A 17422-nucleotide genomic window follows, 5' to 3' on the forward strand; every position below is an offset into this window, starting at 1 on the left:
TTAGCTAAACGCTTGTAATCCGGTTATAGCACGCCCCAGGATCAGGGCGTGAATATCGTGGGTGCCTTCATATGTATTCACGGCCTCCAGATTCATCACATGGCGGATGACGTGGTATTCATCGGCAATCCCGTTACCGCCCAGCATATCGCGGGCAACGCGGGCGATATCCAGTGCCTTGCCGCAGTTATTGCGTTTCAGCATCGAAATGGCCTCCGGCGCGGCGCGATAATCATCACGCAGGCGACCCAAGCGCCACGCGGCGATCAGGCCGAGTGTAATTTCCGTCTGCATGTCCGCCAGTTTTTTCTGGATCAATTGTTGTGCGGCCAGCGGTTTGCCGAAAATGACGCGGTCCATCGTATATTGGCGCGCCATGTGGAAACAGAATTCCGCCGCACCCATTGAACCCCACGCAATGCCATAGCGCGCGGAGTTGAGGCAGGAGAACGGACCCGTCAGGCCCTTGATGTTCAGGATCATGTCGTTCGTGACCGGAACCTCATCCATCGCGATGCCGCCGGTGATGGAGGCGCGCAGGGAGAATTTCCCTTCGATCTTCGGTGCGCTCAGACCCTTCATACCCTTTTCCAGCACAACGCCGACAATATCGCCGTCGTCATTCTTGGCCCAGACCACGAAGACATCGGCGATGGGGGAATTGGTGATCCATTGTTTGGATCCGGACAGAACATAGCCCGATCCGCTTTTCTTCAGGCGGGTTTTCATGCCGGAGGGATCGGACCCGCCATCCGGTTCGGTCAGGCCGAAGCAGCCGATCAATTCACCGGTGGCCAGTTTGGGCAGGTATTTCTGCTTCATCTCCTCCGACCCGAATGTGTGAATCGGGTACATGACGAGGGAGGATTGCACCGACATGGCGGAACGGTAACCGGAATCAACGCGTTCAACTTCGCGTGCGATCAAACCGTACGCCACCTGTGAAACACCGGCGCAACCATATCCGTCCAGCATGGCACCCAACAGGCCCAGCTCGCCCATCTCGCGCATAATGGCGGGGTCGAATTTTTCGTGGCGGTTGGCTTCCAACACGCGGGGCATCAATTTGTTCTGGCAGTAATCGTGCGCGGTATCCCGGATCATCCGTTCATCGTCGCTGAGCAATTCGTCCAGCAACAAAGGATCTTCCCATTGGAAGACGGGGCGGGCGGGTTTGGATGGTTTGGTTTGTGCTTGCGCAGACATTTTTTAGAACTTCCCAGTTTTTAAATTTTTTGACCTTGGGTACTATATGGATGAACGTGGATTCAGACAATGACCGACAACCCGCTTAAAAACCGCGAAGTAATTATCGAATTCCAGCAGATCGGCACGATTGTGCGGGTCTCGGCCATGGACGTCAAAACCCTGACCGAGGCCATTATTCAGGGCCCGGCCAACACGCCCAAGCCTATTTTGGAGCGTAACGCATTGAAAAAACTGGAATATACCCTGAAGAAAAAGGGAATTATTCCGGCCTAAGCCCCTTTCCCCAAGGCTGGGCCTACTATATATTGTGTCTCCCATAACCCAGACACAGGATATCGTGGTATGCCCGACCGTCAGACCCTGGCTATTGCCTGCGATCACGCGGGCTTTGCGTTGAAGGAAACCCTGAAATCCCATTTCGCAGACCGGATCGATTGGATCGACCTGGGCGCGAACAGCGTGGATTCGGTCAGCTATGCCGATTTCGGTAAAAAAATGGGACAGGCCATCACCGATGGGCAGGTCCAGCGCGGCATTATTATCTGCGGTTCCGGTATCGGCATTTCGATTGCGGCCAACCGTTTCCCGGCGGTGCGGGCGGCGTTGTGTACCGACGCGACGATGGCCCATCTGGCGCGCCAGCATAATGATGCGAATGTTCTGGCTCTGGGCGGCCGGATCATCGGGGTTCAGGTGGCGATTGATTGCGTGGAAGAATTTTTAAACACCGCATTCGAAGGCGGCCGCCATACGGCCCGCGTCGATGCGTTGGGACAGTGTTAAATCAAATCACCACCCGTCACCCCGGCGAAGGCCGGGGTCCATGGGATGGATCGTATGGATACCGGCCTTAGCCGGTATGACAAGAGGCAGGAAGTGAAGGTGTTAAAATGGGCGTAGCGGTAAAGAAAGAATTTGAGATGCAGGAAACGTTGAAAAATCAGGATCCGGAAATTTTCAATGCCATTCAGGGCGAATTGGCGCGGCAACGCGATTCCATTGAACTGATCGCCAGCGAAAACATCGTATCCCGCGCCGTATTGGAAGCGCAGGGTTCGGTCCTGACCAACAAATATGCCGAAGGCTATCCGCATAAACGCTATTACGGCGGCTGTGAATTTGTGGATGTGGCCGAGGAACTGGCCATTGATCGCGCCAAGCAATTGTTTGGCTGTGCCTATGCCAACGTCCAACCCCATTCCGGATCGCAGGCGAACCAGGCCGTGTATTTCGCATTGCTCAATCCGGGTGACCGCGTTTTGGGTATGCGTCTGGACCATGGTGGGCATTTGACGCACGGCATGAAACTGAACCAATCCGGCAAATGGTTTGACTTCGCGTCCTATGGCGTGTCGGGCGCCGACCACCGCATTGATTTTGACGAAGTGCGAAAACTGGCCCACGAACACAAACCGAAAATGATCGTGTGCGGCGCATCCGCATATTCACGCGCCATTGACTGGGCCAAATTCCGTGAAATCGCGGACGAGGTGGGGGCGTATCTGTTCGTTGATATGGCGCATTATGCCGGTCTGGTGGCTGCGGGTGTGTATCCAAGCCCGATCAAACACGCCCATGTTGTGACAACAACGACGCATAAAACCCTGCGCGGTCCGCGCGGTGGCATGATTTTGGCGGATGACGAAGAAATCGGCACGCTGATTAACAAGGCTGTGTTCCCCGGGATTCAGGGTGGCCCGTTGATGCATGTGGTCGCGGCGAAGGCGGTGGCCTTTGGCGAAGCCCTGCGTCCCGAATTTAAAACCTACGCCCAGCAGATTGTGAAGAACGCAATTGTGCTGGCCGATACGTTGAAAGCCAGGGGCTTTGACATTGTATCCGGCGGAACGGACAGCCACGTGATGCTGGTCGATCTGCGTCCGAAAAAACTGACCGGGAACGTGGCTGAGAAGGCGCTGGACCGTGCGGGCCTGACCTGTAACAAAAATGGCATTCCGTTTGATCCCGAAAAACCGATGGTGACATCGGGCATTCGTCTGGGCACCCCGGCGGGAACCACGCGCGGGTTCAAGGAAGCCGAGTTTAAACAAATCGCCGAATGGATTGCGCGCGTTCTGGATGGTCTGGCCGCCAATGGGGCGGATGGCAATGGTGATATTGAACGTGCCGTGCGCGCCGACGTCGAAGCCCTGTGCAAAAAATTCCCGGTTTATCCGGAGTAAAAACAGAAGGAGGGGTCATCATGCGATGCCCGTTTTGTGCCTGTGAAGAAACGCAAGTAAAAGACTCTCGCCCGACAGAGGATAATTCCGCCATCCGTCGTCGTCGTTTTTGCCCGTCCTGTGACGAACGTTTCACGACGTTTGAACGGGTCCAGTTGCGGGAAATGACCGTTTTGAAATCCGGGAACCGGAAACAGCCATTCGACCGGGATAAAGTGTTCAAGTCGATGCAGATTGCCCTGCGCAAGCGCCCGGTCGAGCTGGAGCAGATTGAAAAGGCCGCAAACCAGATCGTGCGCCAATTGGAAAGCGCGGGCGAAGCGGAAATTCCATCCGCAACGATTGGTGAATATGTGATGCGGGCACTGGTCCAGTTGGATCAGGTCGGCTATATCCGCTATGCGTCGGTATATAAGGATTTCTGCCAGCCGCAGGACTTTAACGCGTTTTTGGGCGAGTTAAAGGAACTGCCGACAACGAAAAAACGGTCCGGCGCATAAAAAGCTGGAATTTTGCATTTGCTAACGATATGGTCCGCCGCATCATGAGTACAGAAGCATCATCGAAAAAATCCGAAGGTTCCCCCAAAGCCCGTGCGTCCGCCGCACGATTGGCTGCGGTGCAGGCCGTTTATCAAATCATGACCAACGATCAATCCGCTCGCGCGGTGATTGATGAATTCCGCTTGCACCGCTTCGGGCAAACCGTGGATGGTCAGGATATGGTGGTGCCGGACGGCATGATGTTCACGACCATCGTCAATGGCGTGTATGACCGCCTGAACGAAATGGAATCCTATATCGCCAATGCCAGCGGCCGCCCGGTAACGGACAAGCCGAAGGAGCCGTTGCTGCATGCCATTATGTTGTGCGGGGCCTATGAAATGGCGGACAGCCCGGATGTCGATGGCCCGGTGATCATCAGCGATTATCTGGATGTGACCCACGCGTTTTACGAGCAGGGCGAAGCCCGTCTGGTGAACGGTGTTCTGGACAAGCTGTTTAAAGCGCTTCGTTAGGCCGTTTCTGTCAATTTTTTCGCTATCTCTTTTTGTCATTCCCGCGAAAGCGGGAATCCATGGAGTGTATCCACAGATTGTATGGATTCCCGCTTTCGCGGGAATGACAGTAAGGGCGCTATAAGGCGTGGTTAAGGTCCAGCCATTCGCGGCGGTCCAGCGACCAGTTGATCGTCTTCTTCAATGAATCCGCAAACATCAATGGCGGGGCCCAGCCGAGGTCCCGCATCTTTGATCCATCCAGCGCATAGCGCAAATCATGGCCCGGGCGGCTGGAGTGGAAATCAACCATTTCGTGCTTCAGTGCACCCGTTCCGGTTAAGGCCACGACATTGTCGGCAATCATGCGGGCGAGGGTCAGGTTGTCGACCTCTTGCTCACCGACAATATGATACGATTCGACATCGCGCGGGTTGGTTCCGGTCCATGGTTTTTTATTCAGCAGGAACATATGCGCATCGGCGACATTCCGTGCGTGGATATAATGCCGCTTGCCCGCGCGTGTTTTGTCGGGCGTGGCATGAATGGGCACGACGCTGCCATCCATCACTGACCGCACAACTTTCGGAATGAATTTTTCCGGGTGCTGGCGTTCGCCAAAAATATTCATCTGTCGTGTGATGATGCAGGGCAGGCCATAGGTGTTGGCAAATGACACCACCATCTGTTCGCCTGCACTTTTGCTGGCGGCGTAGGGGTTTTTCGGATTGTGCCGATCCAGCTCGCTGTGGCCGTGCATATCGCCATCCAGCGGTACCGGACCGAATACTTCGTCCGTTGAGAAGTATACAAACAATTCAAGATTGGGCAGTCCGCGCGCAAGGTTCAAAATATTGGTCGTGCCAATCACATTCGATTCAACGAAGCGCAACGGGTCAGAGATGGAATGATCGACGTGCGATTCTGCGCCAAGGTGCAGGATGTGCGTCACATCGCGCAATTCACGGATAAGGTTTTGCCCGGCCGGTTGGCGGAAATCATATCCCAGATAACGGAAACGCGGATGATTGAACGGATCAATCTGAATATCGCGCAGACGTTCCAGCGACCCGGCATAGGTCAGGGCATCAACACCGATGATCGTGTCATCGGTGGTTTTCAGGATATGTTCGACAAAATGGTGGCCGACAAACCCAGCCGCCCCGGTCAGGAGAATAATACGGTTGCTCATGGCCCGGACTTATATAGAAGGCGCGGTTTGGGCGGTAGGGAATTTGTCCAAAATCCGTCTTTCCTGAGAAAAATGTTAAATTTTTTAAGGCAGGAGGGAGGGGATGGGGTTGGCATTTTGCGACGAATTTTGAAAAATTACTGCTTTATCAGTATGTTCGTAGGGTTAGGGAGTCGCAGAATCCCGTAAAAATTAGATAAAATGTAATATGACTCTAACCTAATGTTAGCGAATTGGGGGTACTCTAAACCATGGGGTCGATGTGGCACACGGGGTTGTGTGCCGGGTTGATGCATTCGAGTTTTGGGGACTATCTACCGGGTTTGGGGAATAATGAAGCCTCTTCTGATTATCATTTTTGCGCTTATCTTGCTGGGCGGCGGCGGTGCTGGTGCCTACTTCTACTTTGCAAAGCCTGCGCAAGCCGCGGTCGATGCATCGGGGGAAATTGCGCATGCCCCGAAGGAGGCAAAGAAGAAAGGTCACGGCAAAGCTGTTGAGAGCAAGTTCGTTGAACTTGATCCGCTGATCCTGCCGGTGGTTACAAAGAATGGCGTATCGCAAGTGTTGAGCATGGTCATTGTTCTGGAAGTGCCGAACGAAGAGGCGATGAAAAATGCAGAACATTTGGCACCGCGTTTGAAAGACGCATTCATTCAGGACATGTATGGCGTGTTGAGCCACGAGGCTGTGATGAATAGTGGCGTGTTACAGGTTGGTCCGCTGAAAAATCGCCTGACTCGAGTCAGCCACAAAGTGCTGGGCGAAGAAGGTGTGAACGACGTTCTGATCCAGGTGATTCAGCAACGCAGCATGTAAGCGTTGACTGAGCACCCGCAGCATAGAATTATAGGAATATTCAAAGGCCCGGTTTCCGGGCCTTTTTTCATGTTGCACTGCGATTGCACACATCTATTTACGGCACTGCACTGGCGCCCCCCTTGCGCCTGTGTTGTGAATTGTGCAATTTTCTCGCGCTTTTAAGGAATTAAGAGCAGGTCACTTAATAAGTAAAAACACTAAAGAACCTGAACCATAAGGGGATCTGGAATGGTGAATATCTATCTCGCGATTGCGTGTTGCGGCGCGTTGGCACTGATTTACGGTGCTTATGCCACACGCAAAGTTATGGCGATGAGTGCCGGGAACGAACGGATGCAACAAATTGCATCCGCGATTCAGGAAGGTGCTGCTGCCTATTTGAACCGTCAATATACGACGATTGGTATCGTCGGTGTTGTTGTTGCGGCCTTGCTGACATTCTTGCTGGGCATGCATGTTGGTATCGGCTTTGTTATCGGTGCGGTCCTGTCGGGCGTTGCCGGTTACGTCGGTATGAACGTTTCCGTTCGTGCCAACGTGCGTACGGCACAGGCTGCGACCGTGGGTCTGAACGAGGCACTGGGCGTTTCGTTCCGCGCTGGCGCAATCACGGGTCTTCTGGTTGTGGGTCTGGGTCTGCTGGGTGTGACGTTGTACACCTGGTATCTGGATCATAACGGTACGGCTTTGCGTCCGATGCTGGAAGGTCTGGTTGGTCTGGGCTTTGGTGCGTCGCTGATCTCGATCTTCGCGCGTCTGGGCGGCGGTATCTTTACCAAGGGCGCGGACGTTGGTGCCGACCTGGTTGGTAAAGTTGAAGCCGGCATCCCCGAGGATGACCCGCGGAACCCGGCCGTTATCGCCGACAACGTTGGTGACAACGTGGGCGATTGCGCCGGTATGGCCGCTGACTTGTTCGAAACCTATGCCGTGACCGTTGTGGCCACCATGCTGATCGCTGCCAGCGTCTTCGCCGAAGATGTTGCCCGTCAGATGATGATGGTTCCGTTGATGATCGGTGGGTTGTGCATTGTTGCGTCGATCATTGGAACGTTCTTCGTTCGCTTGAAAAACGGCAGCACGAACATCATGGGTGCGCTGTATCGTGGTCTGGTTTGGACGGGTATTCTGTCGGTCATCATGATCGCAGTTCTGTTCTTCAAATCCGGTTTGGTACAGGACGTGGCGATGGCCAACGGCGAAACCATGACGGTGATGAACCTGTTCTGGTGCGTTCTGACTGGTCTGGGCGTTACGGGCTTGCTGGTGTGGATTACTGAATACTACACCTCCACCGCGTTCCGTCCGGTTCGTTCGGTTGCCAAGGCGTCGGAAACGGGCCATGGCACGAACGTGATCCAAGGTCTGGCCGTATCGATGGAAGCCACCGCTCTGCCGGTGATTGTCATCTGCCTGGGCATCTGGGTTGCGTTCCACTTTGCTGGCCTATTTGGTATTTCCATTGCTGCGACCACCATGCTGTCTCTGGCTGGTATGATCGTTGCGCTGGATGCCTATGGTCCGGTCACGGATAACGCTGGCGGTATCGCGGAAATGTCCAAATTACCGGACAACGTTCGCGTGACGACGGATGCGTTGGATGCCGTTGGTAACACGACGAAAGCCGTGACCAAGGGTTATGCCATCGGTTCCGCTGGTCTGGCTGCTCTGGTGCTGTTCGCTGCCTATACGGAAGAGATCAAGCACTACCTGCCGGATCTGGCTGGCATCACCTTCCCGCTGCAAGACCCGTATGTTGTGATTGGTCTGTTCATCGGTGGTTTGTTGCCGTACCTGTTCGGTGCCATGTCGATGACTGCTGTTGGCCGTGCGGCCGGTAGCGTTGTTGTCGAAGTGCGTCGTCAGTTCCGCGAAATCGCCGGTATCATGGAAGGCACAGGCAAGCCGGAATATGGCCGCGCCGTTGACCTGTTGACCAAAGCCGCGATCAAGGAAATGATGGTTCCGTCGTTGCTGCCGATTTTGGCTCCGGTTGTTCTGTTCGTTGTTGTGTACTTGATCAGCGGCGATCTGACCCCGGCGTTCCAATCGCTCGGTGCCATGCTGATGGGTACGATCGTGACCGGTCTGTTCGTTGCAATCTCGATGACCTCGGGTGGCGGCGCATGGGACAACGCGAAGAAGTTCATCGAAGAAGGCAACTACGGTGGTAAAGGTTCCGAGGCTCATAAAGCCGCTGTAACCGGCGACACCGTTGGCGATCCGTACAAGGATACAGCCGGCCCGGCGGTGAACCCGCTGATCAAAATCGCGAACATCGTGGCCATTCTGCTGGTCGCCATTGTTGCGAAATTTGTGACTGGCGTATAATAAGCCTCAGAAATCAACGAAAAAGCCCCCGGGAACGGGGGCTTTTTTATTGTCCTTCCTTCAGTTCCCTCTCCCCATGGGAGAGGGTTAGGGTGAGGGGGTACAATAGGTGTGAGTATGCGCGGTGCTTCATCCTGAAAAATGCGATCCCCTCACCCCGCTGCGGCTAAGGGCGTTGCCCTAAGCCTGCGCAACCCTCTCCCTTTGGGAGAGGGGGAGTAAAGGGGAAGGGGAAAGTTTCCGCTTTTGGGGTTTTTCCTGTATAACCCCGGCCATGAGCACGAATATGAGCACGAACACACAGACATACGACATCAAAATCGACTCCCTTGGCGCGCAGGGGGATGGCGTTGGCACGCTTCCCGATGGGCGACGGGCGTTTGTATCCGGGACACTGGCCGGGGAAACCGTGCGGGCACGGGTGCAGGACGAAAAGCCCGATGGCGTGTTTTGTGCTGTTGTCGAGGTTTTAGAGCCTGCGGCCAATCGTATGGCCGCGCCATGCCCGCATTATGACCGCTGTGGCGGGTGCGCGATCCAGCATATGGATGATGCCAGCTATTCCAATTTTAAAATGGATGCCGTCCGTCGGGCGTTGGACCAGCACGGGCTGGAACCGGAAACGATGGATGGCCCGTTTATCAGCGCACCGGGCACACGCCGTCGTGCGACCATGGCCATGTATCGGTCTGGTCAACGTGTGTTGATCGGGTTCAATGAACGGCGCAGCCGGTCGATTGTTGATCTGCAAACCTGCCTGGTTTTGAAACCGCGCCTTGTTGCGCTGGTGCCCGCGCTTCGCGCTTTGGGTCTGACCTTGCTGGAATCCGGTCATGGCATGGATATCACGATGATGAGCGGCGATGGCGATGCCGTTGATCTGGTCTTCCGCCCATGGAAAAAAACGCAGAATAAGCACGCGCAGAAAAACCGCCAGGCCCGGAATAGAAAAGAACCCAAGCTGAAACAAAAGCAGATTGATGGGCCGAGCCTCGCCATTCTGGAGGCGTTGTATGATTTCGCCAACGAACACGATATTGCCCGCATCCGCTGGCAGGACGGATTCGATAAGCCCGATGATCTGACACCCGTGGCGGATCGTGCGCCCTTTACCGTGACGTTGGGCGGCCACATGGTGCGCCCATCACCCGGTGCGTTTTTGCAGGCGACCGAAGATGGTCAGGCCGCATTGACCGAAGTGGTTTTGTCTGGTGTTGGTGACGCGCGGAACATTGTCGATCTGTATGCCGGGTGTGGCACATTCGCTTTGGCCTTGTTGCGCGATAAACGTCATGTAACGGCGGTAGAGGGCTGGCGTCCGGCCATTGATGCATTGTCACGCGCGGCATCCGAATTGGGCGGCGTTTTGGATACAGCGCATCGCGATTTGGTTGATGACCCGCTGAACGCCAAGGAACTAAAAGATTTTGATGCCGTTGTCATTGATCCACCACGCGTGGGGGCCAAGGATCAGATGCGTGAAATCGCCAACGCCAATGTGCGTACGGTGGTGAGTGTATCGTGCAATCCGGCGACCTTCGCGCGGGATGGTGCGATTTTAAAAGATGCCGGATTTAAACTGACGCATCTGCGCGTGGTGGACCAGTTTTTGTGGTCCACGCATGTTGAATTGGTGGGGGTGTTCGTGAATCAGAACTACGTCACGCCGCCGCGGCTGAACCGGGGTTAATTACCCGTTGCTTGCGATCCGGCGCTGTTAAACCGGCCCAAATTGCCCATCATCTGTTGCAGGGCGGTCATCTCGTTGCCGGATGTCTGGGTTTTTTCGCGAACATACGGGATGTTCTGGCGGTTCGGGTCAACGTTGTTGACGGTTTGTGCCACGCCCATGTCGTCAAATTCGACCACGACGATTTTTTCCTCAATCACTTCGGGATCAAGAATGCCGCGTTTTTCCGTTTTCTGACCCAGATAGTACCAGGTGTTCGGGTCAAATGTGCCTTCCGTGGTCGGGGACCCCAGCAGGCGCATTACGTCGCTGCGGGTGTGGACGCCGGGTTGTACTTCGGCCAGGCGGTAATCCTCGACAATGTTGCCGCGCACCGCCACGGTTGGCGTGCAGCCAGCGGCCAGAATCCCTGTAAAAACAAGGGCCAAGGCGGACAGGGCAAGGAAGCGGTTCGGTGTCGTTTTTTTCATGGTCTTCATCCCAACGGATGTTATATAAATATGTGAACAGACTTGATTTATAATGGTTAAAGGGATCGGATACAATGTTCTCATGGTTCAGAAAGCAACCCAGTCCACAACGCCAGACGGCGGAACGCCTCTATACCGGGGTGGTTGTGCGGTCGCGGAATCCCTTTTTCTATGAACGCTTTGGCGTGCCGGACACGGTCGATGGCCGGTTTGACATGATCCTTTTGCATAGTTTCTGCGTTATCAATGCCCTGAATAAACAGGGGCAGGGTGGCCGTGAACTGGCCCAGGCGCTGTACGATGTCATGTTCGTGGATATGGACCGTTCGGTCCGTGAAATGGGCGTGGGCGATTTGAGCGTGGGCAAACATGTCCGCCGGATGATGAAGGCCTTTAATGGCCGTATGCATGCCTATCAGGCGGGTATTGATAACGCCTCGCTGGATGATGCGCTGATGCGCAATCTCTATGGCACGGTGACGGGAACGGTTGATCCGACCAATCTGGCCATTATGGGCGATTATATCCGTAATCAGGTTGCCGCCCTGAACACCATGAACCCGGATCGTTTGATGCAGGGGGACATTGAATGGGCCCCTGTACCGGGTGCGGGCATTAAACAACGCGCACCGATTGTCGAGCCGCAAAAAACGGATCAGGCCGTCGCCTGATCATCCCAATACGGAGTTAGAGTAAATGAAAAAACGCAGTACGGCGCAAGCCGAACAGCCGGGCTGGTCTTTTGTCGTTGATACGGATGCGATTGGTTTGGGCCCCGTGCATTATTCGATTGAAGCCACGGAAAAGGATCGCGCCGCCTTGGCCGAACGTATGGATATTCCCGCGATTGGTGCGTTGAGCGCCGAGATCGATATTACACGCTCCAGCCATAACAAGGCCGTGGTGCATGTTCAGGGCACATTGAAGGCTGACGTGACGCAGGAATGCGTCGTATCCCACGCCCCAATCCATTCCCACATTCTGGAGGATTTTGAGGCCTGGTACGCCGACCGTGAGAAATATATCTCCCTCGATAAAGCCCGCCATGAACGCCAGGGGCGTAGCGTGGACGCCGAAATCCAGATGATGGAAGAGCGCGAAGACCCGGAGCCGATGGTGAATGGCAAAATCGATCTGGGCGATCTGGTAGGACAGTATCTGTCCCTCGGCCTGGACCCGTATCCCCAGCTGGAAGGGGCGGTGCCCGACAAAATCCCGGGTGTGACCGTGGTGCCGGAGGGGGCCGTGGTCGAATCGCCCCTGCGCCGCAACCCGTTCGAGGCTCTGAAAAAGCTGAAAGGGCGGGATACGGACGAGGGGAAATAGGAAAATCCCCGGAAGGGCGCGGTTATGTAAATAATTAAGGGCTATTCGAGCCTCAACCGTGATCTTCCGATTGTTTTTGCTTGCAGGTGCCGGGATTTTCCAGTATTCAACGGACCTCGAATAACCGAGATCTCAGAATTTACCCAAGTTGAGGGGTTTAAAATGGCAGTTCCTAAGAAAAAAACCAGCCCGTCCAAGCGCGGCATGCGTCGTTCTCACCACGCGCTGACCACCACCAACTGGGTGGAAGATGCGACGTCGGGTGAGCCGAAGCGCCGTCACCACATCGACCTGAAGTCCGGTACGTATAAGGGCAAACAGGTTATCGATCCGCGCGGTTAATTCCGTCTGGTTTCGGTGACGAAACAATCCTTTATATCAAAGGGATAAAGATAACGGGGGGCTTTTACTCCCCGTTTTTCGCGTCTATGATCTGCGCTGATTAGAGTTTCCAACAAAAGGATGGATGGCGTGTCCACCAGACAAACCATTGCTCTCGATGCCATGGGTGGGGATTTCGGTCCCGATGTTGTTATTCCGGCGGCCGAGCTGGCCCGCGCGGATTTGCCCGGCGTACACTTCGCCATCTTCGGTGATGAACGCCGCATCAATCCGGTTTTGAGCCGCTATCCCGAACTGTGCCGCGTGTGCACGGTGCACCACACCGAAAAAATGATCGCGAATGATGAAAAACCGTCCGCCGCTGTGCGATCCGGCAAGGATTCCAGCATGCGTCTGGCCATCGAAGCGGTGAAGAACGGTGATGCGGGCAGTGTTGTATCCGCGGGCAATACCGGCGCGCTGATGGCGATGTCGAAACTGATTTTAAAAAGCCTGCCGGGCATTACGCGCCCGGCGATTGCCAGCATCTTTCCGACCATGCGGGGTAAAACGCTGGTGTTGGATCTGGGCGCGAACATTGCCTGTGATGCGGAAATTCTGGTGCAGTTTGCGGTGCTGGGGTCCGTGTATGCCCGCGTGGTGATGGGTATTGAATCGCCGACCGTTGGTATTTTGAATGTCGGGTCCGAAGATATGAAGGGCCACGAACAGGTGCGCGGGGCCGCCGCCATTTTGTCGAATGTTCAATTCCCGGGCCGTTATTACGGTTTTGTCGAAGGGAACGATATCGCATACGGCACCGTTGATGTTGTTGTGACCGATGGTTTTACCGGTAACGTCGCGCTGAAAGTGGCCGAAGGCGTTGCGAAGATGTCCAGCGATTACACCAAGCGTGCGTTGACATCATCGCCATTGGCGAAATTGGGTGCGTTGCTGGCCATGCCGGCATTGAAGCGTTTGAAAAAATCCCTCGACCCGCGTTTTTATAATGGCGGCATGTTCCTGGGGTTGGATGGCGTATGCATCAAAAGTCATGGCGGCATGGATGAAATTGGTTTTGCCAATGCCATTCGCGTGGCGGCTGGTCTGGTCGAAAACGGATTTAACCGTCGCGTCGCCTATGAAATTGAACAGCTGATGAATCAGGAAGCGTTCATTTCGTCTGTCAGTGCGCAAGCCATCTCCTGATGAAAGTGATTCAATGACTGTTCGTTCCGTAATTCGCAGCTGTGGTGCCTATCTCCCGGAACGGGTGATGACCAACGCCGATCTGGAAAAAATCGTCGATACATCCGATGAATGGATTGTTCAACGCAGCGGTATCCGCGAACGCCATATTGCGGCCGATGGTGAAACTGCGGCCGATCTGGCCATCAAAGCCGCGCGTGAAGCGTTGATCAACGCAGAGCTCAGCGGTGCGGATATTGACGGCATTATCGTTGCCACATCCACGCCGGATACCACATTCCCCTCCGTCGCGGTCAAGGTGCAGGCGGCTTTGGGTTGTAAACATGGCCCGACATTCGATGTCCAGGCCGTATGTTCTGGCTTTCTCTATGCGCTCAGCGTGGCCGACAGTATGATGCGCACGGGCCATGCCCGCCGCATGCTGGTGATTGGGGCGGAAAAAATGTCCTCTATCCTGAACTGGGAAGACCGCACAACCTGCGTCCTGTTCGGGGACGGGGCCGGGGCCGTGGTGTTGGAAGCGCATGATGGCGGAACCGGCACGGCGGCGGATCGTGGTGTGTTGTCTACGCACCTGTATGCCGATGGCAACCATTGCGACATTTTGAAAACATCGGGCGGCGTATCCTCCACGGGGGATGCGGGCTTTATCGTTATGGAAGGGCGCGAAGTGTTCCGTCATGCCGTTGATAAAATGGCCGGGGCCGTCCGTGATGTGCTGGACAGCAACAAGGTCACGGCAGATCAAATCGATTGGCTGGTTCCACACCAGGCCAATATCCGCATTCTGGAAGGCGCGGCCAAGAAATTGGGTGTTGGCATGGACCAGGTCATTGTGACCGTGGATCGCCATGGCAACACCTCTGCCGCCTCCATCCCGCTGGCTTTGGCCGAGGGTATGGCGGATGGCCGAATCAAGCCGGGGCAGCTGGTCATGCTGGAAGCCCTCGGGGCGGGTCTGACCTGGGGGGCGGCCCTGATCCGGATGTAAGATATCCACAGGCTTCCATGCCGTTCCTGCTTTATCCCCCTTGGGCCTGTTTTAGGGGTGGATGGGGGCTGATTCTGGCGGGAATCGGGCCTTTTATGACCGTAACCCTGATTTAACAAAATCCTGTTACCCTTTGAATTGAATCAGTTTTTCGCCCCAAGCCCGGTTGACGGGGGTGGGGCAGGGCTGTATCGTTGTCTTACTCCAAAAGCAAAAGAGGTTGCGATGACCGGTCGTACTATTACGCGCGCAGATCTGGCGGAAGCCGTCTATGAACAAGTGGGTTTGTCCCGCAATGAATCGGCCGATCTGGTCGAGGCAGTGTTGGAAGAAATCTCCAAAAATCTCGTCGATGGCGCCAATGTGAAAATTTCTTCCTTCGGCAGCTTCTCCATTCGGGAGAAGGGCGAGCGGATTGGCCGTAACCCGAAAACGGGTGTTGAGGTTCCAATCTTGCCGCGCAAGGTTTTGGTCTTCCGCGCTTCGCACGTGCTGAAAGATCGGATTAACAAGGGGGCATGAAGCCTGCCTTGATTGGGATAACCAAGCGTATTCTTAAAACACAGGAATGATGGACATGACTGGAACCGCGCCGCAGAAAGCAGCCGATTTTAACGCCACAGCAACTGAGGCCACCACACCGGCCCCTGTTGCGCAAACGGCAAAGGCGACCCTTGGCGGTGATGCGAAAGCATCGGCCAGCAAGGCTGCGGGCGCATTCCGGACCATCAGCGAAGTAGCGGACGAGCTGGGCGTGCAACAACACGTCCTGCGCTTCTGGGAAACCAAGTTTACGCAAGTAAAACCGCTAAAACGCGGCGGTGGCCGTCGCTACTACCGCCCGGAAGATGTTGTGTTGCTGAAACACATTCACAATCTTCTCTATACCGAAGGCTACACGATCAAGGGCGTTCAGAAATTGCTGAAGGGCCAGGGTCGTGCCCAGATTGCGGCTGAATTGACCGGCGCAGCCGAGAAGGTCGCACCGGCGGCGAAGGTATCCGCTCCGGCGAACGAAGCCGTTCGCCCGGAAGCAAAAGTCGTTGCCCAATCCGTAGCAGCCCCCGTGGCCCAGCAAACTGTTGGCCGCCCAGTTCCGCCGATGACGGACAAACAGCGCGCCATTCTGGAAGCCATGCTGGGTGACCTGCGCGACCTGCGCGACCTGATCCGCCCAGAAGGAAAAGGCGAATAACCTGCCAAGGGCCCGCAAATCCCGTATTCGGGATTTGCCTTTCCGCCCCAATCGGGCTATAGAAATCACCTGTTTTTAAATGTCGGGGCGTGGCGCAGCCTGGTAGCGCACTTGCATGGGGTGCAAGGGGTCGCAAGTTCAAATCTTGTCGCCCCGACCATTTAAAAAACAAGTATTGAGGGAGCCGAGTAGCTCCTTTTTTATTGGCTCAGTAGCCTTACGACATCTTCGGCAATCGCCATGGATGATGTCAGGCCGGGGCTTTCGATTCCATACAGATTGACCAATCCGATTATGCCATGAACGTCCGGCCCTTGAATGACAAAGTCGCCATCGGGTTGGCCGGGGCCGACCAGTTTTGGGCGAATGCCAGAATAGGATGGGATCAGTTCCCGGTTCATCACACCGGGCCAATAACGGCGGACTGATTCACGGAAGCTGGGTTCGCGGGCCGGATCAACGGTGTAGTTGAAATTCTTGCCATCGTTTTCCAACCATTCAACATCTGGACCAAACTGGCTTTCGCCCGCAATATTCATGGTGAAATGCGCGCCCAGTCCACCGGGCACAGGCACGGGGTAAACCAGTCGTGAGAATGGTGCTGCACCGGAAACGGAAAAGTAATTTCCCTTGGCAACATAGCGTTGTGGAATCGTGCTTTCATCAAGTCCGTTCATCGTGCGTGCAACGGATTGTGCGGATAGACCTGCCGCATTAATGACCGTTTTGGCAAGGATGGGCTCTGCATCCTGCAGCTCAATAACGATGCCATTTGCTGTTATGTTGCCGCCAATAATACCGTTGTGTAAAGCAACAAACCCGCCGTTATTTTCAATGTCGGTCTGAAATTCCTGCATCAGAATGTGGATGTCTATAATCCCGGTCGATGGGGACAGTACGCCGCCAAGACAGGCCAGTTCCGGCTCCATCGCCAAAGCTTCATCGCGTGTGAGCGGGCTTAAATCATGAACGCCGTTGGCTTTGGCTCGCGCACAAATGTTTTCGATTTTGGCAAAGTCTTCAGGTACGCACGCGACAATCATCTTGCCGCAATTTTTATACGGCACGTGCCTGTCCTTGGCGTAGGCATAAAGAAGGTCTTTGCCCCGGACGCACAGGCGGGCCTTGTTCGACCCGGTGGGGTAGTAGATTCCAGCATGGATAACCCCTGAGTTTCTGGCGCTGGTGATCGACCCGACCATGGCCTCGGATTCGGCCACAACGACCTCCCGCCCGGCCAGGCTCAGGGCCCGGCCCACGGCCAGCCCAACCACGCCAGCACCGATAATCAGGGTGTCGATCTTTTCCATTCTCTTCCTGTCCTTTTGAGCTGACCTTAAGTGTCAGATAAAGCCTTGAAAATTCACCCACGTCAATATTTCCATAATTTGAACATGCGGAGTGGGGATGGTCTAAATTCACGATGTGAATATTGTTGAACCTGCCCCATATGGGGCGTAGGATGCCCACCGCTTTAACCCCCGGT

General features: G+C 55.0%; 19 protein-coding genes and 1 tRNA gene. 16 read left to right on the forward strand and 4 right to left on the reverse strand.

All coding sequences use genetic code 11. The features are described 5' to 3' along the window. Nucleotides 1–1206, reverse strand: a complete 1206-nt coding sequence (locus MICA_RS04615; RefSeq protein WP_014102538.1) for an acyl-CoA dehydrogenase — start codon at nt 1204–1206, stop codon at nt 1–3. 69 nt (nt 1207–1275) lie between these two features. On the opposite strand from MICA_RS04615, the gene MICA_RS04620 reads away from it, so the two are divergent. The 5 genes from MICA_RS04620 to MICA_RS04640 all read left to right on the forward strand — a co-directional run bounded on the left by MICA_RS04620 (nt 1276) and on the right by MICA_RS04640 (nt 4410). Next, the gene (locus tag MICA_RS04620) at nt 1276–1482 is read left to right on the forward strand and encodes a DUF6898 family protein (RefSeq protein WP_014102539.1); all 207 of its coding nucleotides are present in this window, start codon (nt 1276–1278) and stop codon (nt 1480–1482) included. A 69-nt stretch (nt 1483–1551) separates the two neighbouring features. Continuing rightward, nucleotides 1552–1992, forward strand: a complete 441-nt coding sequence (gene rpiB, locus MICA_RS04625) for a ribose 5-phosphate isomerase B (RefSeq protein ID WP_014102540.1) — start codon at nt 1552–1554, stop codon at nt 1990–1992. A gap of 107 nt (nt 1993–2099) precedes the next feature. Next, nucleotides 2100–3392 (forward strand): serine hydroxymethyltransferase, encoded by a 1293-nt coding sequence (glyA, locus tag MICA_RS04630; RefSeq protein ID WP_049782095.1) that lies wholly within the window; start codon nt 2100–2102, stop codon nt 3390–3392. Nucleotides 3393–3412: 20 nt separating this feature from the next. Further along, complete coding sequence (gene nrdR / locus MICA_RS04635) at nt 3413–3892, forward strand: transcriptional regulator NrdR (protein WP_014102542.1); 480 nt, start codon at nt 3413–3415, stop codon at nt 3890–3892. A 44-nt stretch (nt 3893–3936) separates the two neighbouring features. Continuing rightward, nucleotides 3937–4410 carry a transcription antitermination protein NusB gene (locus MICA_RS04640; RefSeq protein WP_236619969.1) on the forward strand — a complete coding sequence of 158 codons (474 nt, stop codon included), beginning with the start codon at nt 3937–3939 and terminating at the stop codon, nt 4408–4410. Between the two features lie 118 nt (nt 4411–4528). Here the strand turns inward: MICA_RS04640 and MICA_RS04645 are convergent, their stop codons facing one another. Further along, nucleotides 4529–5581 carry a dTDP-glucose 4,6-dehydratase gene (locus MICA_RS04645; protein WP_014102544.1) on the reverse strand — a complete coding sequence of 351 codons (1053 nt, stop codon included), beginning with the start codon at nt 5579–5581 and terminating at the stop codon, nt 4529–4531. A gap of 333 nt (nt 5582–5914) precedes the next feature. Here MICA_RS04645 and MICA_RS04650 point away from each other — a divergent pair, with 333 nt between their 5' ends. The 3 genes from MICA_RS04650 (at nt 5915) to MICA_RS04660 (ending at nt 10424) form a co-directional block, all read left to right on the forward strand. After that, nucleotides 5915–6400, forward strand: coding sequence for a flagellar basal body-associated FliL family protein (locus tag MICA_RS04650; protein WP_014102545.1), 486 nt, complete (start codon nt 5915–5917; stop codon nt 6398–6400). Between the two features lie 231 nt (nt 6401–6631). After that, nucleotides 6632–8734, forward strand: a complete 2103-nt coding sequence (locus tag MICA_RS04655) for a sodium-translocating pyrophosphatase (protein WP_014102546.1) — start codon at nt 6632–6634, stop codon at nt 8732–8734. 286 nt (nt 8735–9020) lie between these two features. Further along, nucleotides 9021–10424 (forward strand): class I SAM-dependent RNA methyltransferase, encoded by a 1404-nt coding sequence (locus MICA_RS04660; protein WP_014102547.1) that lies wholly within the window; start codon nt 9021–9023, stop codon nt 10422–10424. On the opposite strand, the gene MICA_RS04665 is transcribed toward MICA_RS04660, so the two are convergent. After that, nucleotides 10421–10894, reverse strand: a complete 474-nt coding sequence (locus MICA_RS04665; RefSeq protein WP_014102548.1) for an outer membrane protein assembly factor BamE — start codon at nt 10892–10894, stop codon at nt 10421–10423. The two genes, MICA_RS04660 and MICA_RS04665, sit on opposite strands and share 4 nt — an antisense overlap. Nucleotides 10895–10968: 74 nt before the next feature. On the opposite strand from MICA_RS04665, the gene MICA_RS04670 reads away from it, so the two are divergent. The 8 genes from MICA_RS04670 to MICA_RS04705 all read left to right on the forward strand — a co-directional run bounded on the left by MICA_RS04670 (nt 10969) and on the right by MICA_RS04705 (nt 16096). Next, on the forward strand, nt 10969–11565 hold the full coding sequence (locus tag MICA_RS04670) for a ubiquinol-cytochrome C chaperone family protein (RefSeq protein ID WP_014102549.1): 597 nt from the start codon (nt 10969–10971) through the stop codon (nt 11563–11565). 25 nt (nt 11566–11590) lie between these two features. After that, nucleotides 11591–12220 carry a YceD family protein gene (locus tag MICA_RS04675; protein ID WP_014102550.1) on the forward strand — a complete coding sequence of 210 codons (630 nt, stop codon included), beginning with the start codon at nt 11591–11593 and terminating at the stop codon, nt 12218–12220. Nucleotides 12221–12382: 162 nt separating this feature from the next. Continuing rightward, entirely contained in the window at nt 12383–12562 is a 180-nt protein-coding gene (rpmF, locus tag MICA_RS04680) for a 50S ribosomal protein L32 (protein WP_014102551.1), read from the forward strand. Between the two features lie 129 nt (nt 12563–12691). Further along, entirely contained in the window at nt 12692–13750 is a 1059-nt protein-coding gene (gene plsX / locus MICA_RS04685; protein ID WP_014102552.1) for a phosphate acyltransferase PlsX, read from the forward strand. A 13-nt stretch (nt 13751–13763) separates the two neighbouring features. Further along, nucleotides 13764–14741, forward strand: a complete 978-nt coding sequence (locus tag MICA_RS04690) for a beta-ketoacyl-ACP synthase III (protein ID WP_041793805.1) — start codon at nt 13764–13766, stop codon at nt 14739–14741. A gap of 225 nt (nt 14742–14966) precedes the next feature. Then, on the forward strand, nt 14967–15263 hold the full coding sequence (locus tag MICA_RS04695) for an integration host factor subunit alpha (RefSeq protein ID WP_014102554.1): 297 nt from the start codon (nt 14967–14969) through the stop codon (nt 15261–15263). Between the two features lie 55 nt (nt 15264–15318). Continuing rightward, nucleotides 15319–15936, forward strand: a complete 618-nt coding sequence (locus MICA_RS04700; protein WP_014102555.1) for a MerR family transcriptional regulator — start codon at nt 15319–15321, stop codon at nt 15934–15936. An 83-nt stretch (nt 15937–16019) separates the two neighbouring features. Continuing rightward, nucleotides 16020–16096, forward strand: a tRNA-Pro gene (locus MICA_RS04705). Nucleotides 16097–16136: 40 nt separating this feature from the next. Here the strand turns inward: MICA_RS04705 and MICA_RS04710 are convergent. Further along, complete coding sequence (locus tag MICA_RS04710; RefSeq protein ID WP_014102556.1) at nt 16137–17246, reverse strand: NAD(P)/FAD-dependent oxidoreductase; 1110 nt, start codon at nt 17244–17246, stop codon at nt 16137–16139. Nucleotides 17247–17422: the final 176 nt, after the last annotated feature.

Origin of the sequence: Micavibrio aeruginosavorus ARL-13, assembly GCF_000226315.1 — a bacterium.
Taxonomy (GTDB): domain Bacteria; phylum Pseudomonadota; class Alphaproteobacteria; order Micavibrionales; family Micavibrionaceae; genus Micavibrio; species Micavibrio aeruginosavorus_B.